Origin of the sequence: Chryseobacterium sp. ON_d1, from assembly GCF_006829085.1 — a bacterium.
Lineage (GTDB): Bacteria > Bacteroidota > Bacteroidia > Flavobacteriales > Weeksellaceae > Chryseobacterium.
Genome location: NZ_BJTC01000001.1, coordinates 754,588 through 778,717, shown reverse-complemented (window position 1 = coordinate 778,717; position 24,130 = coordinate 754,588). Strand labels below are relative to the sequence as shown.

General features: G+C 36.2%; 19 protein-coding genes. 4 read left to right on the top strand and 15 right to left on the bottom strand.

The window, feature by feature from the left end; translation table 11 throughout:
- Positions 1 to 38: 38 nt before the first annotated feature.
- The 3 genes from CRS_RS03300 to CRS_RS03290 all read right to left on the bottom strand — a co-directional run bounded on the left by CRS_RS03300 (position 39) and on the right by CRS_RS03290 (position 5,415).
- A complete protein-coding gene (locus CRS_RS03300; RefSeq protein ID WP_142722648.1) occupies positions 39 to 1,619 on the bottom strand; it encodes a hypothetical protein in 1,581 nt (526 codons plus the stop codon).
- A 158-nt stretch (positions 1,620 to 1,777) separates the two neighbouring features.
- Positions 1,778 to 2,392, bottom strand: coding sequence for a response regulator transcription factor (locus CRS_RS03295; protein ID WP_142722647.1), 615 nt, complete (start codon positions 2,390 to 2,392; stop codon positions 1,778 to 1,780).
- Entirely contained in the window at positions 2,389 to 5,415 is a 3,027-nt protein-coding gene (locus CRS_RS03290; RefSeq protein ID WP_142722646.1) for an ATP-binding protein, read from the bottom strand. Before CRS_RS03290 ends, CRS_RS03295 begins: the two co-directional genes overlap by 4 nt.
- 226 nt (positions 5,416 to 5,641) lie before the next feature.
- On the opposite strand from CRS_RS03290, the gene CRS_RS03285 reads away from it, so the two are divergent.
- Positions 5,642 to 7,012: a S41 family peptidase gene (locus CRS_RS03285; RefSeq protein ID WP_142722645.1), complete on the top strand. Its 1,371-nt coding sequence runs from the start codon at positions 5,642 to 5,644 to the stop codon at positions 7,010 to 7,012.
- Positions 7,013 to 7,014: 2 nt separating this feature from the next.
- Here the strand turns inward: CRS_RS03285 and arr are convergent, their stop codons facing one another.
- Positions 7,015 to 7,428, bottom strand: a complete 414-nt coding sequence (arr, locus tag CRS_RS24785) for an NAD(+)--rifampin ADP-ribosyltransferase (RefSeq protein WP_373995755.1) — start codon at positions 7,426 to 7,428, stop codon at positions 7,015 to 7,017.
- A 923-nt stretch (positions 7,429 to 8,351) separates the two neighbouring features.
- On the opposite strand from arr, the gene CRS_RS03275 reads away from it, so the two are divergent.
- On the top strand, positions 8,352 to 10,391 hold the full coding sequence (locus CRS_RS03275; RefSeq protein ID WP_142722643.1) for a M13 family metallopeptidase: 2,040 nt from the start codon (positions 8,352 to 8,354) through the stop codon (positions 10,389 to 10,391).
- Positions 10,392 to 10,654: 263 nt separating this feature from the next.
- On the opposite strand, the gene CRS_RS03270 is transcribed toward CRS_RS03275, so the two are convergent.
- The 10 genes from CRS_RS03270 to CRS_RS03225 form a co-directional block, all read right to left on the bottom strand.
- Positions 10,655 to 11,299 carry a response regulator transcription factor gene (locus tag CRS_RS03270; RefSeq protein WP_142722642.1) on the bottom strand — a complete coding sequence of 215 codons (645 nt, stop codon included), beginning with the start codon at positions 11,297 to 11,299 and terminating at the stop codon, positions 10,655 to 10,657.
- Positions 11,299 to 12,033: a sensor histidine kinase KdpD gene (locus tag CRS_RS03265; protein WP_142722641.1), complete on the bottom strand. Its 735-nt coding sequence runs from the start codon at positions 12,031 to 12,033 to the stop codon at positions 11,299 to 11,301. Before CRS_RS03265 ends, CRS_RS03270 begins: the two co-directional genes overlap by 1 nt.
- Positions 12,034 to 12,605: 572 nt before the next feature.
- On the bottom strand, positions 12,606 to 14,039 hold the full coding sequence (locus tag CRS_RS03260) for a hypothetical protein (protein WP_142722640.1): 1,434 nt from the start codon (positions 14,037 to 14,039) through the stop codon (positions 12,606 to 12,608).
- A 10-nt stretch (positions 14,040 to 14,049) separates the two neighbouring features.
- Positions 14,050 to 16,854 carry a hypothetical protein gene (locus CRS_RS03255; protein ID WP_228451161.1) on the bottom strand — a complete coding sequence of 935 codons (2,805 nt, stop codon included), beginning with the start codon at positions 16,852 to 16,854 and terminating at the stop codon, positions 14,050 to 14,052.
- A 9-nt stretch (positions 16,855 to 16,863) separates the two neighbouring features.
- Positions 16,864 to 17,664, bottom strand: a complete 801-nt coding sequence (locus tag CRS_RS03250) for an Fn3-like domain-containing protein (RefSeq protein WP_228451160.1) — start codon at positions 17,662 to 17,664, stop codon at positions 16,864 to 16,866.
- A gap of 80 nt (positions 17,665 to 17,744) precedes the next feature.
- Positions 17,745 to 18,290 carry a peptidoglycan-binding protein LysM gene (locus CRS_RS03245; protein ID WP_142722637.1) on the bottom strand — a complete coding sequence of 182 codons (546 nt, stop codon included), beginning with the start codon at positions 18,288 to 18,290 and terminating at the stop codon, positions 17,745 to 17,747.
- A gap of 197 nt (positions 18,291 to 18,487) precedes the next feature.
- Positions 18,488 to 19,033 (bottom strand): peptidoglycan-binding protein LysM, encoded by a 546-nt coding sequence (locus CRS_RS03240; protein ID WP_142722639.1) that lies wholly within the window; start codon positions 19,031 to 19,033, stop codon positions 18,488 to 18,490.
- A 65-nt stretch (positions 19,034 to 19,098) separates the two neighbouring features.
- Entirely contained in the window at positions 19,099 to 19,644 is a 546-nt protein-coding gene (locus CRS_RS03235; protein WP_142722638.1) for a peptidoglycan-binding protein LysM, read from the bottom strand.
- Between the two features lie 330 nt (positions 19,645 to 19,974).
- On the bottom strand, positions 19,975 to 20,520 hold the full coding sequence (locus CRS_RS03230) for a peptidoglycan-binding protein LysM (RefSeq protein ID WP_142722637.1): 546 nt from the start codon (positions 20,518 to 20,520) through the stop codon (positions 19,975 to 19,977).
- Between the two features lie 204 nt (positions 20,521 to 20,724).
- A complete protein-coding gene (locus tag CRS_RS03225) occupies positions 20,725 to 21,267 on the bottom strand; it encodes a peptidoglycan-binding protein LysM (RefSeq protein ID WP_142722636.1) in 543 nt (180 codons plus the stop codon).
- Positions 21,268 to 21,798: 531 nt separating this feature from the next.
- Here CRS_RS03225 and CRS_RS03220 point away from each other — a divergent pair.
- Together CRS_RS03220 and CRS_RS03215 are read left to right on the top strand one after the other, a co-directional pair.
- A complete protein-coding gene (locus tag CRS_RS03220) occupies positions 21,799 to 22,299 on the top strand; it encodes a hypothetical protein (protein ID WP_142722635.1) in 501 nt (166 codons plus the stop codon).
- A complete protein-coding gene (locus CRS_RS03215; protein WP_142722634.1) occupies positions 22,296 to 23,072 on the top strand; it encodes a DUF1828 domain-containing protein in 777 nt (258 codons plus the stop codon). The genes CRS_RS03220 and CRS_RS03215 overlap by 4 nt, the downstream gene beginning before the upstream one ends.
- A 101-nt stretch (positions 23,073 to 23,173) precedes the next feature.
- On the opposite strand, the gene CRS_RS03210 is transcribed toward CRS_RS03215, so the two are convergent.
- The gene (locus tag CRS_RS03210; RefSeq protein WP_142722633.1) at positions 23,174 to 24,007 is read right to left on the bottom strand and encodes a hypothetical protein; all 834 of its coding nucleotides are present in this window, start codon (positions 24,005 to 24,007) and stop codon (positions 23,174 to 23,176) included.
- Positions 24,008 to 24,130 lie beyond the last annotated feature (123 nt).

Sequence of the window (24,130 nt, the reverse complement as noted above, 5' to 3'; positions counted from 1 at the left end):
AGAATCTTTTTATAGTCTTATCATTTTCAGACTACGCCTTAGTTTTGGAACTTTACAAAATCCAGATAAAAAGAAGGATTACCTCCATTAAAGGATGTTGGTACTACTCCATTTGTTTTTCCAGCCAAGACAGTATAAGTTCCTGGTACAGCAAAATATAACACCCTGTTCTGATCTCTTGGAAACATGAATGCAGCCGTGACTGACCCACAGTAACTTCTCCAGACATCACCAATGCCGTTGATATAGAAAAAGTAATCATTACAGTCAGAATTGATGGCAATCCCACATCGGAAAAAATACCAGCCCTTTGCCGGGATGGTTACCTGAATTCCTGTATTCAGTCCGCTACCCCCTGTTGTTGCCGTATAAGGATTTACCAATGTTCCGGTATAAGGTGTCCAGTTATTGGCAAAGGCTGTAGTAACAGTAGATGACCACGTTGCCAAGCCATTAGCATCACTGGTCAGCACATAACCCAGCTGCTGGGTACCGTCTTTGATCTGAAGAGCCCCATTGGTAGTTCCGTTATCAATAACAATCTTTGCACTGGCTGCTCCTGCCGGTACAGTATTGGTTCCTACCAGGACTTTTCCTGTGCCATTAATACTTAAATTATTACCTGCCGTTGCAATATCTGTTGCCTGAGAAAGGGTTCCACCAAGTTTTACATCTGTACCGGATAAAGTAAGACCGTTACTTGCCGTGATATTGTTATTAATGATTGTTGTTCCGCCATTTCCATTACCTCCGGCAAGCTCGGTAACCGTCATAAATCCTATTCCCGGATTCAGCTGAGCAGTTCCGGCTCCTCCCAATCTTACTTTTACAGAGGTATCAACTGTAGGTCTGTAAATAGCATAGGCTTCCGGCTGGCCGCCAAGCGATGTTGCCGGATAATTGTTTATGGCATCCACAACTCCTGTTGTACTGGAAGGAAGAACAGAATTATTGGAAGCATCTACCCATTCATATACGAAAAATCCTCCTGCCAGCGAAAAATCTGTAGCATGCAGCTGACAACGGAGCACATAGGTTTTACCTGCTTTCAGATTGAAAACACCTGCGCTATAAGTAATATTATTAGAAGCAATGACAGATCCAAATGTCACATCTGATCCTGTAGATACTGTTTGAGCAGCGTTTGGTTTCACAATAATATAGTCTCCTGTAGATGTTGTTCCCGTTGAAAGAAGCTCCCATGTAGCATTTGTACCGGTAAGTCCGGTACTTACAAGCTCCACACTCTGATTGGCCGGTATTGAAATACTGGCACTGCCATTAATGGTTTCCGGAGTAGCGGCATTGACGGTGATCTTAAAGTTTGTGTTGTTTTTAATTCTGTAAATCCTCCCTTTGAAGTTTCCAACCCCACTGATGGAAGGCGGTAAACCGAATACGGCATCTGAACTTCCATTGTATGAAACGTGGAAATCTGATAGTGCTAAATTATAAGTGGCTGTAGTAACCGCTTTATAATTAGCTGCCAATGATCCGTTAATATCCATTGTAGAACCGGGATTCACTGTGTTGACCCCAACATTTCCTGCCTGGGCAAAAGCAACAGCCGGACTAAAAGCCAGCATCGCAAGAATTAATTTTGTAGAAGTTTTAAACATTTATCCTTATTTTATTTACATTAATAAACACTATTGTTTAACATAATGTAAAAGTATTAGAATAAATTCTACAGGAAACATCACCAAGCGTAGAAAAAAACTAAGCAATTTGTAGAAAATTTTCTACACTCAAAAATTAGCTTTTTAATCATAGAAAATTACGACATATAAGCTTCATACAGCTTAATGAGATCTGCCAGATTATTTGTTTTCAGCTTTTTATGGATTCTTTTTTTATACGTACTGATCGTAGACATCTGGATATCCATTTCATTTGAAATTTCAAGATTCCCATTTCCTTTTACCATTAGCATGAAAATCTCATATTCTCTTTCTGACAAGCTTTTTATAGCATCAAGATTGGAAGGCTGCAAAAGCTTATTAACAAAGCCATTAGGATAATAATTTCCTTCTGAAAACATCTTCATGACAGCTTCGGAAATGGTATCTACTTTACTGAGCTTGTTAATGTATCCATCTGCCCCTTCTTTGATATACTGTATGGCAATTTCTTCTTCATATGCTGAAAAAACAAGTATTTTCAAAGCAGAATCAAGTACTTTTATTTCTGAGATCATTTTTTTATTCCTGCTTTCCGGCATATTGATATCCAGAATCAGAAGGTCATATTTTTGCCTGGAAATTTTATCCAGCGCTTCGGGATAGTCGGCCGCCGTATCAATTAAAACATCAGGAATACGTGATTCTAAAATGATAGCAGTACCCGTTAATACAATGTCATGATCATCTGCTATCAGGATCTTTTTACTCATTTTTTCGATTTTTTTAAAATTAACTGGAAAGAAGTTCCTTTCGTTTCATTTTTCTTGATCATAATTTTACTTTCAATCATTTGCAGCAACTGCAATACCAGGTGAAGTCCCATGCCGTATTTTTGCAATAACAGCTTCTCATTTTCAATATTTTCCTGAAGCTTCATATAATATTCGATCTTCTGGTTATCCATACCAATTCCCGTATCTGCTATTTCCAGCATCACCACTCCATTCTCATCTGCCCCACTGATCGTGATCGTTCCGTTTCTGGTATATTTTACAGCATTATCCATCAGATTATGAATAATAACAGCAAGAATATTTTTCCCAATCCGAATCATGAGTTTTTCATCTGTTTTGTTGACAATTGCTGTATTATGATTCGCTGCAATCTCATCAAAAAGAATTTTCTTTTCTTCCACCAGCTCATACAATGAGTACAGCTCTGTTTCATCAGTCCGGTATTCGTTGTATATATCAGCATATTCTTTCAGTGTTTTGGTAAAATTATACAGCTGGTTGGATGATTTGTAAATAGAATTCAGAATTCTTTCTGTACGGTACGTATTCGTTTCATCGTAATCCAGTGCTTCTTTACTGGTTAAAGCAATAAACTTCAATGGTGTGGTAATGTCATGGGTAATGGTACCGATAAGTTTTTTCTGCTGTTCAATTTCTTTTCCCAGTTTTATTTGTGTCATCTCCAGGTCTTCTACTGTTTGCGACAACGCCTTGGTTCTTAATCGGATAACCGCTTCCAGCTCACGGTTTTTCTTTTTATGAAAGCTGATCCGCCATTTTACAGACAGATAAAGTAAAATAAGCAAAACAAGACCTGTAATTAATTTAAACCAAAGAGTCTGATAAAAGAAAGGCGGAATGATGATCCTAATCTTTTTAAAAACATATTCCTGCTGATCGGAAGCAAGCATTCTTACGGTAAGAAAATGAGTGCCATAACCGAGATTACTGAGTAAAAGTTTTCTGTCTTTTCCTATTGGCAGCCATTTCCCGGCTCCTTCATCATCCAGCTTTGTTTCAATGACAATATTATCAGGGTTGGCATAATAAGGAACATCAATAAAGATCTCAACCCTTCTGTTTTCCTGGCTGAGCATTAAGGTATTTTCAAATATTTTTTCCTTATCATTTACCATGGCTCTTTCGATATACATGTCTGTGGGATAATAACTTTTAATTTTTAAGGGATTAAAAAATACAAGCCCATTTAAGGATGGAAAAACAAAATCTCCGTTTTTAAGTTTATTCCCATTTATATTGCTCCCGCCATTAAATTCATTGGTATTGAAGCCCGCTTCTTTTGAATATCTGTAATAGATCAGTTTAAAAATCTTCTTCTGTACGTATTTCAAAAGCATACTTTCCTTAATTTTGTATAAACCGTTATTGGTGGGAATCCAGAAGTATCCGTTATGATCTTCCAGCAAAGTATGGGGTGACAAAAGATTACCTTCAGAATCTCCGGGCAGCTTTATAAGACGGTTATTTTCTAAAAGATAAAAACCTTTCCCAAGTGTGGTTATCCATATCTTTCCATCAGCAGTAGGCACAATATCCCTGACCGACAATTCATTTTTTCCGGTAATATTATATATTTTATTAAGCCTCGTGGATATTCTGAATAATTCTTTTATGGTACCCACTAAGATATCTCCATTCTCTGTTAAAGCAATTTTGGTGGGCTCGTTTGCAAAGAAATATTGTTTCTTTAAAGACTTATAAGGCCAGTCTTCATAAATGCTCAGTGTGCCTGTGAACTCCGTCTTTCCTTTTTTCTGTTTCACAGCCAGCACATAGTATTTCCCATGGGCAAAGAAAAAATCTTTCACGGTATCTTCTCCTGTAGAAATGCTCTGAAAATCTGTGAAGTCTGACCGTTTATTATAGATGAACAGGGTTTGTTCCCTTCTGGCGGCAATATTTCTGTATTGATCAAAATTTAAAAAATACGATATATTTTTTCCAAAGTTTTTACTTTTTACCAATCCGTTTCGGCTATAGATTTCACCTGCAGGGGTGATGACACATGAATCATTATAAGGCTGAATGGCATAGAACACCGAAGGTGATTTCGGGGTTTTGTTTTTTGATACAACAAAATCGGTCAGACTTACAATCTTCAGTCCTTCTGTACTGCTTCCCAGATAGAGTTTTTTATATTTTTCATCATAATAAATACTCATCAGATTGCTTTCACTTATACCCCCCAGATGAATCAGCTTAGCTATATGAAGTATTCCGTTGATATAGATACATCTGTAAAGAGTGTCATTATTCAGGACAAATCCCTGTCCATTTGTTCTGTTCCAGAATATCTTGCTTCTGACATCCGTTACAATGGGCAGATCATACGAAGCAGTAATCTTTCCCTCTTCAATTTTTTTTACTTTTCTGGCATCTCGGTCAATATAAAACAGAAAGCCATCTACAACGAAAGCATTGGCGTCATTTTTGTAAATTGGTTTTACATCAAGCTTAATTTGTAATTTCGAACGAAAGTCTTCATAAACAAAGGAATGTTGTGTTATTAAATATCTTCCTTTTTGGAAGTCCATAAAGAAACTGACTCCCGGAGACGGACTATAGCTGTAGTTTGAAACACACAGATGATAATTGCTATTATTCCTAACAATAACTGTTGGCCACCTTTTTATATTGTTGATGACTTTAGGAGCTTTCCGATGTATTAATACTGTTTTACCATAATCTACTGCTGTAAGAATACTGTCTTTTCCGGGATCGCCACAAAAATAGGTAAACCGTTGGCTATTCAAAGGAAAATTTTTGTGCACCAGAAAATTGAGTCCGTCATATCTTACAACTCCGTTTTCAGTCGTCAGCCAGATAAAGCCGTATTTATCTTTTATTATATCTTTTACACTATTCTGAGGAAGTCCATTATCCGTATTGAAAAGCTGAACAGTATACTGCTGAGAATACATCGAAAGAAAAGCAAACAGAAAACCAACTGCAAGAATATTTCTAAACAAACCAATCATTTTTTACCAATAGTGTAAAGATAATTTATTTAGATAAATTATTTGTTAAACATACATTTATTCTTATAAAAACGGGTATTTATTAATATTTCAGGGATAAAAATTTCTCCGGTTTTATAAAACAAATCTTTTCCATAGAAAAGCTTATCTGGATATATTTTCATCAAATATCATGTTAGCATTTTTTTAATGAGTATTTTTGATAACAATCTCATTAATTCTTATTATGGTTGCAAAGAAAATAATTACAGTTATTGTATTACTCCAGTCAGTAACATTCTATTTTTCTCAAAATACAGTAAACAGGCAGCAGGCTAAGGATGATATTGACTATTATGGTAAGATTGTTTCAGATTCTCATTATAACCCTTTTCTGTTTATATCGCAGAAGCAATATATTACAGAGGTTGACAAAATTAAAAATCAACTGCCAGAACAATTGTCATTAAAGGAAATGACTCTGGTCATGTATAAAGTAAGTGCCCTTTTACAGGATGCCCATTCCAATCCGGGAATTTCACAGTCTTTCATGAAAGAGGATTTTTCTAAACCTATTTTCTTCCCACTGATACTGATTTCAGACCATGATAAGCTTTACTCAACGGTAAATACGGGGGCAATACCTCCAGGTGCAGAAATCATCAGTATTAACGGAAAAGATATTACTCCTTTGTTTAAGAAAATGAAAAAAAGTATTGGAGGAACCAGTCAGTTCAGAGATGTTATATCACTCAAACTGTTCAGTTATTTTCTGTATCTTGAAGATATCACACCTCCATTTTCTATAAGATATAAATCATCTGACCGTAAAAAGATGGATATGACGATCAAAGAAGGCATAAAGCTCAGAGATTTTCTGACTTTATCTATGCCCGGAATCAGTAAACCTTATGAGTTTAAAATGATCAATCATCAGCTGGCCTACCTGGATTTCAGAAGTATGTCCGGAAGTACAGATGATTTTGATACATTTCTCAGCCAGACATTTGCAACAATCAGAAAAGAAAACATCAAAGAGCTGGCCATTGACCTCAGGAATAACAGTGGCGGAAATTCACTTCTCGGAGACCTGCTGCTGAGCTATATTACAGACAGAAAGTATTCTTTACAAGGCCGAAAATACTGGAAAATAAGCCAGATTTATAAAGATAAACTTCTCTCAGATAAAAATACCGAAGGTGAGTACCTCAAAATGAAAAACGGAACGGTGTGGGAAATCGGAGACTGCAAACCTGATGACAATAAATTTAAAAACGATACGATTTTTAAAGGAAAAGTATATCTGCTGACCGGTCCATTTACTTTTTCGAGTGCGAACCTTGTGGCAGACGGAATGAAACAGTATAAACTGGCCGAACTTATAGGTGAGCCAACAGGAGAATATACCAATGATTTTGGCGAAGCTTTTATGTTTAATCTTCCTAACAGCAAAATTCAGATGCGCAGTACTTCTTCTATGAGCATCGGTGCTGACTGTAATGCCGGCAGCTATACTCCTGTTGTTCCTGATGTTCTTATCACTCCTTCCCTAAAGGATAAAATCAATGGAATTGATCCGGCATTGGAATACATACTCAATAAGTCCGGAGGTAAATAAAACTAATTGATAATCTCTCCTTTGCTGTCTTCCAGTTTTTCACGGAATCTCTGAAGGTCTTCAGGATTGGGTTTTGTCCATTCTTTAACCTCTCCGATAATTTTCAAAGGCATTTCAGAGCGGTAAGAGCGGGTAGGATTTCCGGGAAACTTCTTATCTGTGACATTCGGATCGTTTTCAAAACTTCCTGTTGGTTCGACCATATACACCCGTTCTGCCCCCTCTCCTTTCGCCAATGCGGCAGCAAGGCCAGCTCCGTTTGCCAATGCTGTAAAGTAGATATGATTCATTTTCAGATCAGACTGATAATTGGAATTTCCACCTGCTGTCAAAAGTTCTCCAGTCTGCAGATCTGCTTTTGTACCATGATAGAAAGGACCTTTATCAGACGGATGATTTTTAAGAAACAACGACAGGTCAGCATTCTTTTTTGATTTTTCCGGATCTCCCAGGTCTTCATAGCATTTGGAAATATTCATATAAAGAGCAGGCAGTGCACTTTTAACCGTGTCATCATTTATTTTTAGAGCAAATTCCAGTGCTGTTTCAAGCCATTGTAACTGATCAGCAACTGTTTTCTGATGACGCGCCACATAATGGGCTGCCAGAAATTTCTCATGATCATCCGTTGCGCTTTCCCAGGCCTGTAAAAACAGACTACCCGCTTCTTCAGGCATTTCTTTTTCTTCAAAACTCATTCCCTGCAGGCAAAGCTTGATGACAGGATTAAAAGGTGAAAATTCCATATTCTATTTTTTTGATTCAAACTGACAAATTTACATGAATATGCTGCAACTGGCATTATTTTATTGAAATTCTTTAGTTTAAAATAAAACTCTCCCCTGATTTATTATTACACTTAATATCAGTTCCTGTCATAAAAAACCAATTTCCAGTGTCTTAGTTATAAGGGTTTCTTAACCATGTAATTGATTTTTATCTGTGATATTTTTAGCCATAATCAAAGCCTATAAATCAATACTTACTTTTCAAATATTTTTGTTCGTCACTAAATACAGATTTCGCTTTCTAATTATATAAATATCATCATGTATGTCATTTGCATTTGTATGTTGATAAATATTTTATTTGAAATTCATTTTTCTAGAATTAAAAAGCATTGTAAATGTTGGTTTTTATTGACGGTAAGCACAGCTTACTTTACAAAATTCTATCAATGGCTCAAATATTTTTTTTAATTTTAACAATTCAGTCAATTATCTGGATAGGTAAAACAATTGAAACAGTACATCATTAAACGGTAAGCAAATATTAAGAAAAAATTCCTAACGATCTTAATCGTTTAGCTAAATGCTTGAGTAATTATATATTCACTAGTATGAAAAACCATAAGTTAACAGCATTTTTAATTATTATAACAATACTATTTTCCTGCAAAACTGAAAAGAAATCGGACATTCATTCGGTCTTCAATAATTCAGGTTTTGATAGCAGCAATATTGATTCTACTAAAAATCCCTGTACTGATTTTGACGGCTTTGCCAATGGTAACTGGAAGAAGAAAAATCCGCTCCCTGCTACAGAAAGCAGATGGGGTGCTTTCGAAATTCTTGATCGGGACAACAAAATAAAACTGAAAAATATTGTAGACAGCATAAGTAAATTACCTGATCTCAAATCAGGTTCAGAATCTCAGCAGATAGCTGATTTTTACAGATCATACATGGACACTGCTACCATAGAAAAGTTAGGGATTTCTCCGCTTGACAGGTATTTTGAGCGAATTGACCATATTAAAGATTACACCGATTGGGTAAACATCTCCGGGGAACTTGAAAAGCTTGACGTACCTACTTTCATCAGTTATAAGGTAGAAGCCGATGCTCATAACAATCAGATGAATATTCTTTCGTTAGGGCAAGGCGGACTCACTTTGGGTGATAAAAGCTATTATACCCTAAAAGAAACTAAAAATGTTGATTTAAAAGACAGAATGATCCGACACATTGATATTATGTATAAAATTGCAGGTCTAAAAGAAGTCTCCCCCGGTTCCAAAATTTACGAATTGGAGCAAAACGTGGCCCGTCTGCAGCTCTCCAGTCTGATGTTGCGTGATCAGATAAAAACCTATAATAAGATGTCTGTCCCAGAGCTCAGCCGCATAGCACCAAAATTTAATTGGAACGGGTTTTTAAAAGCGCAGGGAATTAATACCCAAACTGTTATTATTGAAGACCGGGCTTATATGAGCAATTTAACAGCTCTTCTGTATAAGACGCCGTTAACTGTATTGAAATTATATACCCGGTGGCAGCTTTTATCTCATTTTGCACCTTACCTGCCACAGCAATACAGCAATCGTCATTTTGCTTTTTTCGGAACAGTAATGGCTGGAAAAAAAGAACAGAAAAGTCGCGCAGACACGGCAATTAAAGAGTTAGAACAGGCACTGGGCATGCCTTTGGGTAAGCTTTTTGTTCAAAGATATTTCCCTGAACAGGATAAACAAAAGATAGGTGAAATGATTGAAAATGTGCGCCAGGTTTATCATCAGCGCATAGACAGGTTAAGATGGATGAGTAACAGCACCAAAGCTTCCGCACATAAAAAATTAAGCACAATGACTTTCAAGATCGGATACCCGGACAAATGGCCCGACTATTTCGGGATCTCCATACAGCCATCACGTTTGGTAGACAATGTAATTGCTGTAGCAGTTTTTCATCATAACGAAAACATCAGGAAAATTGATAAGCCCGTAGATAAAGGCGAATGGCATGCAACACCGCAGACCGTTGATGCCTTTTACGATCAATATACTAACAGTGCTTGCTTCCCTGCTGGTATCCTGCAGCCACCTTTTTACAATCATAAAGCGGACGATGCTATAAATTATGGTGCCATAATCGCAGCAATAGGACATGAAATAACCCATGCTTTTGATGACAGAGGTTCGAAATTCGATGCGTCAGGTAATTTAAATAACTGGTGGACATCAATAGACAGACATAATTTTGAAAACCTCACCAAACAATACATTAATTATTTTAACCAAATGGAGGGTCAGCCGGGTTTACATATTAACGGACATCTCACGATAAGCGAAAATATAGCAGATCTCGGTGGACTTACCCTTGCCTATCATGCACTTGAAAAAAGTTATGATAAAAAAAAGATTCCTTCCCCCATTAACGGTTTTACCTGGCAACAACGCTTCTTTTTAGGATGGGCTCAAATGTGGCATGGCAACATCAGTTCTGAAGCTTTACGTAATGAACTGCTAACCAATCCCCATGTGCCTTTCAGATTTAGAATAAACGGTCCACTGGCACAAATGAAGGAATTTAAACAAGCGTGGAATTGTGATAAAAAAGATTCAGCTAATTTGAATCGCAAAGGGATAGAAATCTGGTAACCAATTTATTCCGACTGAATGATCACAAACCGAACGAACTTAAATTCATTTTTAATATCTGTTTGTATATGCTGCCGCATCCCGAAGAAGCTCTATATCAAAATACATATCAACAACTCCGAAAATTTCAGTTTCGGATACTAATTGATGCGTAATCACGTCCATCTGGCTGTGGCTCTATACAAAGAAGCAGATAGGAGACAGAAAAACGGGCAGTTACATCATTTTATTCTATCACAAAAAATTTGATTGTGACAGAATATTTACTGATTATACAGCCTGAGAATCTCTACCAATTCAGGTATGGATCGTATTTTAAGCTTCTCAAACAACCTGTTTTTGTAAGTGCTGATCGTTGATGAATGGAGATTCAGCAGGTTAGAAATTTCTTTGAGGGGAAGACCTTCTGCAAGCTTATCGGCAATTTGTAATTCACGGTCTGATAATGCTTCAAGGGGAGAATTTTTTGTTGCGCCAGTTAATGATTCTAAAAAAATAGCTTCCTTTATATTATCACTGACATATCGCCCCTTATTGAGCATCGACGTTAAAGCAGTCTCAATGGCTTCAGTGGAGCTTAGCTTGCTCAGATAGCCACCAGCACCCATTTTTAGATAACGCATCCCATATAACTCTTCATCCTGTGAAGAAAATATTAAAATTTTTAATTCAGGCTGGTGAATTTTAATATAATCTATTGCTTCCTGAACAGTACCATTAGGCATATTAACATCCATAATGGCCAGATCCGGTTTTTCATTCAGAATTAATTTGTACAGCGATTTATAATCCTCTACTTCTGAAATGATGGCATCGGGTATTAATCGTTTGATTGTTTGTATCAAACCCATCCGGACGATACCATGATCATCTGCTACTACAATACGAATGTTTGCTTTTAAACCCATTATTCTATTAATTTATGTAAAAAAAGGGAAACCGTAGTGCCTTTATCTTCATCGGAAATGATTTGGATGTTTCCATGCAGCAAGGATATAAAATTTTTTACAATTTTCAAACTTAATCCCACTCCTTTTTCGCCTGCAGTTCCCAGAAATACAGGGTTACCATACGTGTAGATCACAGGTAAGTACTTTTCATTTATTCCTGTTCCGGAATCAATTACAGAAAGCACAACTTGGTCACCCTCCGTAACTACCTGTAAACAAACTTCCTGCCCCGGAAAAGAATATTTTACCGCATTGTTAAAAATCTTGTCCAAAACATATTCAAGCAACAGGCGATCACTTGTGAGAAACGCATTGTGATCTCCTTTAAAATAAAATTGAATGTTTTTTTCTTTTAATTTAGCAGCGTATTTTTCTTCTAAATAGTGAAAAAGATCCATCACCATAATGGTAACGGGTTTAATCTTAAATTCCCCGTATTGCGTTTTCAGCCATGCAACGCTGTCCTGGATAGTTTGCAGATTCTTCCGGGCATCTTTTTTTATCTGAGGCAACAGCTTAAAAAAATCTTCCTCACTTATGGTCTTCTGCTCCAGCTCTTCTATAAGCCACAGAAAAGTTCCAAACAGTTCTTTTGAGTCATGAGACAATATCGAAATCAGTCCGTTCTTGAAATTGATCTCATTTTCCAGTCTTTCAATTTTTAATTGTAGTTCGTTGATAAAATCATTCATAAAATCCGTTTCAAAGGTTTTAGAAGCTGTTTGAAATTATTTTTTTGAAAAAAGGCAGAAAGGGTTATGTTGTTCAATTTTGAATAAAAACATATCGTTCAAACCTTTCTTCCGGGAACTGCCAAGTTATAAAAAATATCATATTAGTAAAAAGAAAAATCAAATAGAATTTACCTGAAATAACAATTCTCCTACTTTTTTCAACTGAAAATGACTTTGTACGGCATAATATTCCGACAGGCTTTCACCCTGAAAACCCGTTACTTGCCTTACGGAAAATGGATAAAAGGTGAAACTTGGGACAATATCAAGAGAGTATTGATCGTAAAAATCCGAATGATGTAGAATAAAAAATAACAAGCTAAAACAGCAATACCTGATAGATAAACTACCCAAAAAACCTCTACAGGTACTGCCAATATTGAGGTTGATAGAACAAAAATCATCCAGGAAGAAACGTTTGTATATAGAAATACGTCAGAAATCTTTTGGAAAGTTCTGTAGGTTCAGCAATTTGCTATGACTGAGCCACAGCCATAAAAAGAAAGTAAAAGTTATTTCAGAAGGCATCGTTAAATTGCCGTAAAGCTATAATACACATTGACAGAGTAAGTGGTATTCTCCTTTCCTACCAAACTTTGGGCGCCCGCAGGTGGTATGGTATATCTTATGTTCAGTCCACGGTCCAGAACCGGAGCTCCGTTAAAAAGTATTTTTTGAGGAGTTTTGGATAAGGGTACATTTACAGAACCTCCATCCACTCCAATTTGTAAAATGTTCGAATTGATGTCGGTCTGCAGGCCGCCTTTCTTGAAATAATTTTCGTCCGATTTTACATAGAGCTCAAAATTTTCATTGTTGGACAGCATAATCTGGTTGGGAATCATTTGTGACTGTCCATCGGTGTATTGGGCTGCAGTATTAAAATTGAAGTTGACAGTGCGTCCGGAACTTGGAATGGTAATCTCCGACAGAGGAAGCACCTTCAACTGAACAGCCGTATTCTGCAAACTGTTAATAGAGTTATCTGTACTTCCGGCATTGAAGTTCAATTCAAAAGTATAAGTTCCGGCTTCAAAAAAAAAGTTTTTAAAATCTTCTGCAGATACATAAAGCTGCGGAATGAAGCTGTTTCTGTTTCCTGCTGTAACACTGAAATTAGCAGCAGAAAAATTCTGAAAATCGGCAGATAATGCTTTGGTTGTGAGTGCAGATCCATTGCTACCCAGTTTAATACTTGCTATATTTCTGGTTCCTGCAACGCCTTTGGAGGAGGTGAACTGAATGTTTGCGGAAGCAGCTTTGGCTAAAAAATTAAAATCAACCGTATTCGCAATTTCTGTATTCCCTAAATCCCACACCTTCATGCTTGCATTGCGGTAGTCATTCAAAGAAGATATTTCTATGTATTTTGTTAAAGAGCTTGTAATCCATCGTATCGATGAAGGAATCACTAAAATTGTTTTAAAATTACGGGGAGTGAAATCATTATAATTCTGAGTAATGTCCATAGAATAATTCCCGGCCCGGAAGGCATTGGCAGTAAATTGTGCGGCAGGAATTTTAAATGTAAAATTGATATTTCCGCGGTTGAATCCTCCCCCGATACTGATGGATGGCGGTTCAAACCATTTTATAGCGCTTGTACTGAATGATTGAAAACCTGGCAAATACCCGGAAAGTCCGGTAGATGGCAGCTGCCCGCCCATACTTTCCAACTGCCACAGAAGAGTGGATCCGGGTAAAGTAGATGAGGAAGAAGAATGAGTAAAAGTTGATCCGGAAACAGAGGTAAATGTAGGAGCTGTAGGCAGTAATCCCAAAAAGGCATAATCCCAGTTTGTTCTGTTGGCATTCGTCATTACCCTTGTAGGTACTGAGGTAAATTCGCTCCTGTTAAAAATATTATTTTCAGGAACAGACAGGTACACATCCTGAGCTTTCATGAATGCAGACCCGCAGAACACGGTAAAAATTCCTATTAGAAAAACCCTCATCTTTTTCATACTTTTAAATTTAAAACTTTTTCACCTTAATGGTGGTGTCTTTCTTCTTATATTCAAAAACCACGGTTTTTGAGTAACCTTCTTTTGTTACCTGAATAGTTTGGCTCGGCTGTATATAGCTGTATTTGTCATTTTCAATATAGAGGTTATACTTTCCGGCTTTCAGGAAAAATTCAAACTCATTTTTCTGGTTAACCACGGCAGTATAGATTGTGCCATCTTCACTTTTTGCATACACCACTATTCCTGTCACATCCGTTTCCAAAACATCATAGGCTTGCTTGATCTCTGTTAATTTTCCGCTTACCCTGATGTTTTTTACCAAGCCCACTTTGCGGTTAATATTGTTATGGACCATAATGACAGGATCCATCATCAACCGGGCGCCTGCACTTTCATTCACCTTCAGAGTGTAAGTACCTTCAGGCACATTCTGAAAAACCACTTTCCCATTCTTATCCGTCATCGCTACATAATTGTCCAGTTTTATAATTTCATTAGCAAGTACCGGTTCGCCAGACTCCAGAAGCCCATCAGAATTTTTATCTTCAAAGAACTGGAACGCCACTTTATGATTTCCGAAAGCAGTAGCCGGGGTAAAATATTTTTTAATTCCCACTCTGAACTGGTAATAACTGCCACTTGTTGAATATTCAGCTGTAGATTTATAGCCGGAAAGATTAAAATAACCTGTGGTGGACCAGGAAGGTGAAATCTTATACTCCAGATTACCGGTGATATTGCTGTTTAAATTTTTATAAAGCTCCGAATAGAAGGTTCCTGCTGAAAAAGATCCAGTAAGATTATGATTAAACATCTGGAAATTATAAGAAGCGTATACATTGTAATTGGCAAAATTACGGCTTACATCATAATAAGAATTTAAATCAAAGACACTGGTTGCATTCCATTGGGCTGTTCCGTTGAGAGAGAATGACTTATACCTGTAAGATAAAGTGGTTTTCAGACTGTTGAACCAGTCCGGATTATTATTCTCTTTAGAATAAGAATATTCCGCCGTCAGGTTCAATCCGTGGGCACCTAAAGTAGTGCTGATATTGGCTTCCAACCGGTAAGAAAAAAGTTCCTGTGAGGTATAAAAATTAGCTGTTTTTTGTTTTTCAACTTTTGGAGACAGCAGAAAATTCCATTTCTTTAAAGAAAACTGATACCCTAACCCCAAAGCTTCTGTACTGTTGAAATAATAACGAAAATCAGCAGTATTTCCAGATTGGACAGGCGCACCCTGATAACTCAGGAACTCAGGATTTACCTGCGAATTCTGGTATTGTATAAAAGCACGCTGAGAGGCAGAAAATTGACGGCCAATACGCTGATTTGAGAAAAACGATCCCCGTTTGATCCCTGCATAACTTTTGGTGGCAAAGGAATTAACAGACTGTAAATCCCATTTCCCTATTTTCCCTTCGTAATTGGCTCCCATTGAAGCTCCGGCGTTTTCATCATGATTCAAAAGTCCTTTTTCATGACTTACGCCCAACTCCGTGCGGATTGCGTTTTTATCGTTAATTAACAATGATGTAACCGCGTTCGCTATCTGTGTATCTACATTAAACCGTGGATCATGTTCAAATATATAGGATACTTTCCCATTGAAAGATTTAGCATTGCCAAAACCATATTTTGCACCCGCCAAGGTAGACCCTTCTGTCTGCTGGAAATATGTACCATACAGATTATAATTATTTTCAAGCGCAAGAATTTCAACCTGATTATTATTTCCGAATCTGGTAGAAATTTTCCCACCTCTTCCGAAAACCGGGTAATCGTAATCGCTGCTATTAACATTACCCACCCGTAATACTGTATTTTTTCTCTCCAGTTCCAGCCAGGTATCATATAGGTTATAGCGGCCGTCCTCATGATAGTAATCTGCACCAATATTGAAGCGTGATTTCAGGTTATCAGTTATCCGGAACGCTGTATTTCCTCTCAATTGAAGATAATTGAAACCTGAGCTGTTTTCATTATAGCTCAATTCAGCAAAATTACTTCCGCTCACCGCTTCGTTTCCACGGGCAATTTGTCTGTTATGTGATAAAACGACCAAGTAAAGCGTGTTGCTACCCACAATTTTATTATCCAGCAGGTCTGTGACGATCGCATTAATATTAAATTCCGGATAAATTGTATTCTGTTTTCTGACCGCAATTTTGATTTCCAACGTTTGTTTTTCTAAACCTTCCAGAGATACAGTCTGTTGTTTTGGCATTACTTCCAAACCATCCGGAATGGATTGCAAATCAATCTTAACAGTTCGTTTACTGTAACCCTGGTTTTCTACGGTAAGCAGAATTGAGGACTGTGGTAAAGCGGGGTTAATGAAATTTTCGTATGTAGCTGTATAAATTGCAATGTTTTTGTTGTCTCCTTTAGCAACGAAGAACGAGGTGCTTTCAGTTCTGGTTACGGTTGGGGTAACGTAAGAAACCCGGAATTGGATCTTATTGGATTTCAGTTTCATAAAATCCACATTGGCAATCAGTTTTACCGGAAGAGTTTTAGACTGACCCGCGCCTAAGGATAATTCATTTTTGGGATAGAAAAGCAATCCCGGATAGTTTTCCTGAGGTATGATATTCTGAATGGTAATCTCTTCAGAACTTTTATTCTCAACGACCAGGAAATTAGTAAATGTAGAACCTTTTTCAACAGCTACACTGTCATTTTCAAAATGGATGTTGATATTCTTATTTTCCTGCGCAAAGGCCAACGAAAAGTGCAGAAGAACAAATACAAAAAATAAGATTGTTCTTCTTGGCACTGATATCGATATTCCATTCTGTGGTTTCAAGGCTTAATTTTAAAATTTAAAGTTTTTTTCTCCTACACGTAAATCATTGGATTCTGCCATTTTAACAATAGCCACACCCAGGAAGTTTCCTGAAATATTCTCTGGTAAAGAAAATTGAACAACCTGATTGGTATCCGGAAACATAGAGATTGAAATTGCGGGTAATTTTATTTCTTTACCACTGTCTGTGTTGGTAAGTTCAAACTCAACAGTGGCATCATTGATCGTATTTCCATCATTATGGATGCTTACTGCGACTTTTCTGTTCGCTGCATTCTGATTACTCACCTCTGCAATATTGGTAATATCCAGACTTTTCACATGGTTCCCCGGTGGAGTGTAAAAGATATGAAGTCCCACTTCAAATAAGGTGATAATACCAATTCCATTCTGAACACGTGCCTTATCTGCCTGCTGAGGAAGCTGAGTGAAAAACAGCATGCTGTTTGTAACGGCAGATGGTGATGCATTTGCAGGAATCTGCATGGTTACTGCAATCTCCTTTGTACTTTTTGCAGGAACAGTTACAGTATTTTCTAAGGTGGATACCCAGGAAGCATTGGAAGTTTTTGAACTGCCTGCCTCAAGATAAACCTTATTTCCGTCTTCTTCTCTAAACCAGTCTTTATAGTTGAGATTAAAAACATAATCCTTATCTGAGCTGTTTTGAAGCGTGACTGTCTTTGTTACTTTTTCTCCCGGATTACCTGTAAAAAACAAGCGTGTAGGCGACATAGAGATGCTTTGTGCCAGAAGTGAAGAAGATCCTGTGAGAATAAAGAAAATGAAAAGGTGAATAAACTTGTGCATGGTGTAAATAGTTTAATAATAAAGATTCTCAAAACTACTGAAAACATCGCAAAATGAACCTTTACAAACTAAAATTTTTATTATAAAGCCGTCGCGGTATAAGTTACTGTTTGCGTATAAGTTCCGGCTGGTTTACCCAAAATATCAGATGATGAGGATTTTGCGGCTGGAATAGTGTAATCCAGATTCAGTGTTAATGCGCTTCCTAGCGGAGCATTGGATACCAAAGTCTGATCTGTTGCAGATAATACTACAGCGGTCTTTGTTCCACCCATACTTCCGGCAGCAGTAGAAGGTTTGATTGTTAAAACATTCACAGGAATCAGGTTCGTTCCATTCATAAAATTAGCACCCCCTGCTTTTACCTTTACATTAAAGTTCTTTGTAGAAGTAACTTTTAAAGAGTTGGCTTTAGTAACCGTTTGATCAGAATTATAGTCTGCTGCAGTAACGTAGTTAAAGTCAACTGTATTACCTATTGCAGTACTTCCTGCATCAATAGAGATGACATCGTTCAGGGTGATGTTTACCGTTGTGGTTGCAGTGGTGTTTTGAGCTTGAACATTATTAGTTCCAAATATGATTGCTCCAAAAGTTAAGGCTGTGATTACGATTTGTTTTTTCATGATGGTAATATTTTTTGTTATTCTTGTTTAATTGTTTCTTTTGAACACTACAAATCTACAGCAGCAATAAAAGTTTCTTTGTAATGGAAAAAGGAAGTTCATGTAGTAAAATCACTACAGGATTGCTCATTGGCTTTACATAAAAAACCCTCAGTACCTGGAAGTACTGAGGGCAGATATATTGATGTGTTTTTTTATTATAAAGAAGTGGCAGTATAGGTTACTGTTTGTGTATAAGTTCCGGCCGGCTTTCCTAAAATATCAGATGATGATGATCTCGCTGCTGGAATAGTGTAGTCTAAATTCAGTGTTAATGCGCTTCCAAGTGGAGCATTGGATACCAAAGTTTGATCTGTTGCAGATAACACTACAGCCGTCTTTGTTCCTCCCATACTTCCAGGAGCTTCTGCAGCTTTGATTGTCAAAACATCTACAGGGATTGAGTTTGAACCATTAATGAAATTCGGACCACCTGCTTTTACTTTCACATTAAAATTCTTTGTGGAAGTAACTTTTAAAGAGTTGGCTTTAGTAACCGTTTGATCAGAATTATAGTCTGCGGCTGTAACATAGTTAAAGGCAACTGTACCACCAATTGCAGTACTTCCTGCGTCGATAGATATTACATCATTCAGGGTAATATTTACGTTTGTGGTTGCAGTGGTATTTTGAGCTTGAACATTATTGGTTCCTACTATGATTGCTCCAAAAGTTAAGGCTGAGATTAAGATTTGCTTTGTCATGGCTGTAATATTTAATTGTTATTCTTGTTTAATGTTATCTTTTGAACATTACAAATCTACAGCTACTACAAAGCCGTCGCGGTATAAGTTACTGTCTGCGTATAAGTTCCGGCTGGCTTACCCAAAATATCAGATGATGAGGATTTTGCGGCTGGAATAGTGTAATCTAAATTCAGTGTTAATGCACTTCCAAGCGGAGCATTAGACACCAAAGTCTGATCTGTTGCAGATAATACTACAGCAGTTTTTGTTCCTCCCATACTTCCGGCAGCGGTAGAAGGTTTGATTGTTAAAACATTCACAGGAATCAGGTTCGTTCCATTCATGAAATTAGCACCCCCTGCTTTTACCTTTACATTAAAGTTCTTTGTAGAAGTAACTTTTAAAGAGTTGGCTTTAGTAACTGTTTGATCAGAATTATAATCTGCTGCAGTAACATAGTTAAAGTCAACTGTATTACCTATTGCAGTACTTCCTGCATCAATAGAGATGACATCGTTCAGGGTAATGTTTACCGTTGTAGTTGCAGTGGTATTTTGAGCTTGAACATTATTAGTTCCTAATATGATTGCTCCAAAAGTTAAGGCTGAGATTAAGATTTGCTTTGTCATGGCTGTAATATTTAATTGTTATTTTTATTTAATTGTTCCTTTTGAACACTACAAATCTACAGCGGTGATAAAAGTTTCTTTGTAGTGGAAAAAGGAAGTTCATGTAGTAAAATCACTACACGGCCGGTTCATTTGATTTAAAAAGAAAAGCCCTCAGTAATTCTAGGTACTGAGGGCAGATATAAATTTCTGATTCTACCTTACAGCTGACAGATACTTATTCCCGGATTTTGAATTTCTCTATAACCATATCAATACATACAAAATCAAAGGCCTCCCGTAGGAAGCCTTCGAAACACCAAATCACAAAATATTAATATGAAAATTTATTTATAAAGCTGTTGCAGTATAAGTTACTGTCTGCGTATACGTTCCGGCCGGTTTACCTAAAATATCAGATGATGATGATTTCGCTGCTGGAATAGTGTAATCTAAATTCAGTGTTAATGCACTTCCAAGCGGAGCATTAGACACCAAAGTCTGATCTGTTGCAGATAACACTACAGCGGTCTTTGTTCCTCCCATACTTCCGGCAGCAGTAGAAGGTTTAATTGTTAAAACATTCACAGGAATCAGGTTGGTTCCATTCATGAAATTAGCACCCCCTGCTTTTACTTTCACATTAAAGTTCTTTGTAGAAGTAACTTTTAAAGAGTTGGCTTTAGTAACTGTTTGATCAGAATTATAATCTGCTGCAGTAACATAGTTAAAGTCAACGGTATTACCAATTGCAGTACTTCCTGCATCAATAGAGATGACATCGTTCAGGGTGATGTTTACCGTTGTGGTTGCAGTGGTATTTTGAGCTTGAACATTATTAGTTCCAAATATGATTGCTCCAAAAGTTAAGGCTGTGATTACGATTTGTTTTTTCATGATGGTAATATTTTATTGTTATTTTTATTTAATTGTTCTCTTTTGTATACTGCAAATTTATAGTAGCGATAAAAGTTGCTTTGTAGTGGAAAAAGGAAGTTCATGTAGTAAAATCACTACACGGTCGGTTCATCTGATTTAAAAAGAAAAGCCCTCAATACTTTCTAAGTATTGAGGGCTTATATAAAATTGCTTTTCTTTATATTATAAAGCAGTTGCAGTATAAGTTATTTTTTGAGTGTAAGTTCCCTGCGGTTTTCCAAGAAGTACCCTGGATGCTTTTTCCGCTGAAATAGAATAGGCAATATTTAAAGACTGTTTGGAACCTAAACTTGCATTACTCACCAGCACCTGGTCCGTAGTAGATAAAGTGACCTCATTCAGGGTCCCCATAAGACTTCCACCCGGTATTGCTTTTACCTGTAATATATCTACAGGAATTACATTTGCGCCACTTACAAAGTGTGCACCTTCAGATTTTACTTTTACATCAAAATTTTTGGAGGAAATAATGACTAAACTATTGGGAATGGTTATATTTTTAGAAGAATTATAATCTTTTGTGCTCCCATAGTTAAAATCTACAGCACCTTCTGAAGCAACAGAGCCAATATCCATTGCAATAACATCCGATAAAATAATATTGACTGTTGTACTCAACTGCTCTGAATGTTGTGCCTTAACCCATTTGGTTCCCAAGGCGATTGCTCCCAGAGACAGTGCAGCGATAAAGATTTGGTTTTTCATGATTAATAAATTTAATGAGGTGTAATAAAATATTGTCATTCAGGAACTCATTATAAAGCTAATAACATTATCTGACATTACCAAGACTTTTTTCATCATTGCGTGTATTATCATCATAAAGTTACCACGATTTTACCACAAACTTTACGATTTTTTTTGAAAAACATGCAACTTATCACTACCAAAAAAAATCCTACAAAAATTAAATTTTGCAGGATTCATAAGTATTTAGTGTATTTTGAACTTTTTATCAAGCACACCAAGTGGAGAATACGGGATTCGAACCCGTGACCTTTTGACTGCCAGTCAGAAATTCAACTAATTTATGCGTATAATTAGCGTTTAAACGCTGTTTTTTATAAATATTCCGGTGTAAAGATAAGAGATTGTTACTGATTTTGTTACTTTTTTGTTACGGAATTTCACCGCATAAAAATAGCAAAAGGGACTTTAAATATTCCCTTTTTACCTTTACGGAAAACCATACTAACTTAATTTTTAATATTTGTATATTCGAGAAAAACTAATGCAATGCTAACCAACGAAGAGGCCAGGTATTTAATTGGCCTACCTAAATTATTGAAAGACTCAGATTTTGTCGTAGATTTAGGACATAAAAAAAACAGGATTGAACTTATTTCTCCTGATGAACCGGAGCAAGAATTTTTTATAGAATTAACATCAAACGGTAAAATTCTACTAAAAACATCCATACATCATCAAGAGACGACTTTTAATGTTGGCCTACTAAGAATAGACTTTAAGGGGACACACATCAATCCAGATCACGAAATTCCGTCATTACCTGAATTTTTAAAGAAGTATCGAAATAAATATTTCAGACCTGACGAAAGTCATATCCACATATACGTTGAAGGTTACAAACCCCTTGTATGGGCAGTACCATTGTCTGATTATGATTTTGCGGTAAAATCAATCAATCAAAATGAAGACCTTATAGAATTATTGTATAAATTTGGAGATAAAATTAATCTGCAGACTAGAATTAACATAAAACCTTCCTTATTTTGAACCAAATAGACAAACAAATACACGACTACTATCAATGGTTGAAAGATAGGACCTTTGTTCACGCAGATGAACAAACAGGCTGGCATGTGATTAATACACCATTTGTTGGTGTATTTAACGATGGTATTGACATTTATGTAAAAAACAGTGGTAACAAAGTCAAGTTTTCAGATGATGGTGAAACTTTAAGTAATCTAGACTTACAAGGAGTAAATGTAGTTAAAACACGTAAATTACTTTTTGAGAATATTTTGACAAATTATGGGATTAAGTGTAGTAATGGAGAACTAACAATTGAGACAGATTTAGACAAATTCGCTCAAGCAAAACATAATTTAATATCGGCAATTCAGGAGATAAATGATTTTAATTTGCTATCAAAGAACAATGTTAGTACCTTCTTTAAGGAAGATGTAAGAAATTATCTCAATGAAATCGATGTAATTTATACACCCGATTTTATTTCCAAAGGTCAAACCGGATTAGAATTTAATTTTGACTTTCAAATAGCAAAAAAAACTGAAGAAATTGTGCTTAAATCATTTAGTAGAATAAACAATTCTAATCTAGGAAGTTTTCTTTTTTCATGGGATGACATTAAACCAACAAGAGAACGAATAGCAAAAAAAACAGTTAAAGCTATAGCCATAATTAATGACCTTAATAAACCTGTAAAACCTGAGCACTTAGAAGCTTTAAGATCAAAGGAGGCAGATTATATATTATGGTCAGAAAAAGATAGTACTGAAAATAAAAGAAAGCTTGCTGCATAAATAAAACTATCATTGCATTACCTTTTAAAGCCCCGATATCCGGGGCTTTCTTGTTCTCTACTCTCCTACCAAGTATTAGAAGTATTAGGGAAAGCATTTGATTAGGTATTTATTCTTTGATTAATGTCGGCAACTGCAATTTGTAACATTTTAATATGTTCCAATGAATTGTTTGATGCAATTCTGCCCGTTAGCAAATCATTTATTTCTTGAAGCACTTTGTCCTCAAACAAGAAACATATAGCATGGTCCACATGTAATTCAGACTTTAAACTTTCTGATATATCTTGAAGTGGAAAAAATGTTTTTAGCATTTTTACTAGTACTGCATCATATTTCCAGTGTTTGAAAAAATTTTCGTCTATAGAATCCTTTAAATGTACCATTTTTCGCCCTAGGAATGAGTTATACACATTTAATGACAAATAAACATCTTCACCAATAAAAGGTCGTACTGAAAATAATTTTGTATTAAAATGAACTGATGCTTCAAAAAAACCTTGCAAATCTTCCACCTCCTTCAATGATGTATACAACGGTTGCAGATATTCTGGCATATCATTTCCATTTAAGTATGCAATTTCATCATCAGTTACATCATTGTAAATAATCTCAGCGATAGAGGGAACACTTTCCTTAAGCTTTCCAAGTTCACACCATATTTCATCTATAGAATTGATCCGCTTTTCTTGGCTTACATTGTAATTTGTCTTTTGGGCATCTATTAAATTGTTTAATAAAGAAGATTTTTCGGATAGTTTATTCTCCAAATGTTTTAACTTGGTTTCAGTACTAAATCTCCATCGCTCGTTCTTCCAGTCTGACCACTTTTGCGAGGCAAACACAATGATTGCTGGTACTATGACACTTAAACCTCCACATATTAAAACAAGCCACTTTATGGCATCTTTTAAATTATCAATAGAAATTTCCATGAGTTCTAGTTTTCAACAAAGATAATAAAACACCTCCGAAGAGAACTTACTAATATTATTTAAGACGGCTTATATTATGTAAAATTGCATTATAATTCTCTATTGAGTAAAAAGATGTTCCTG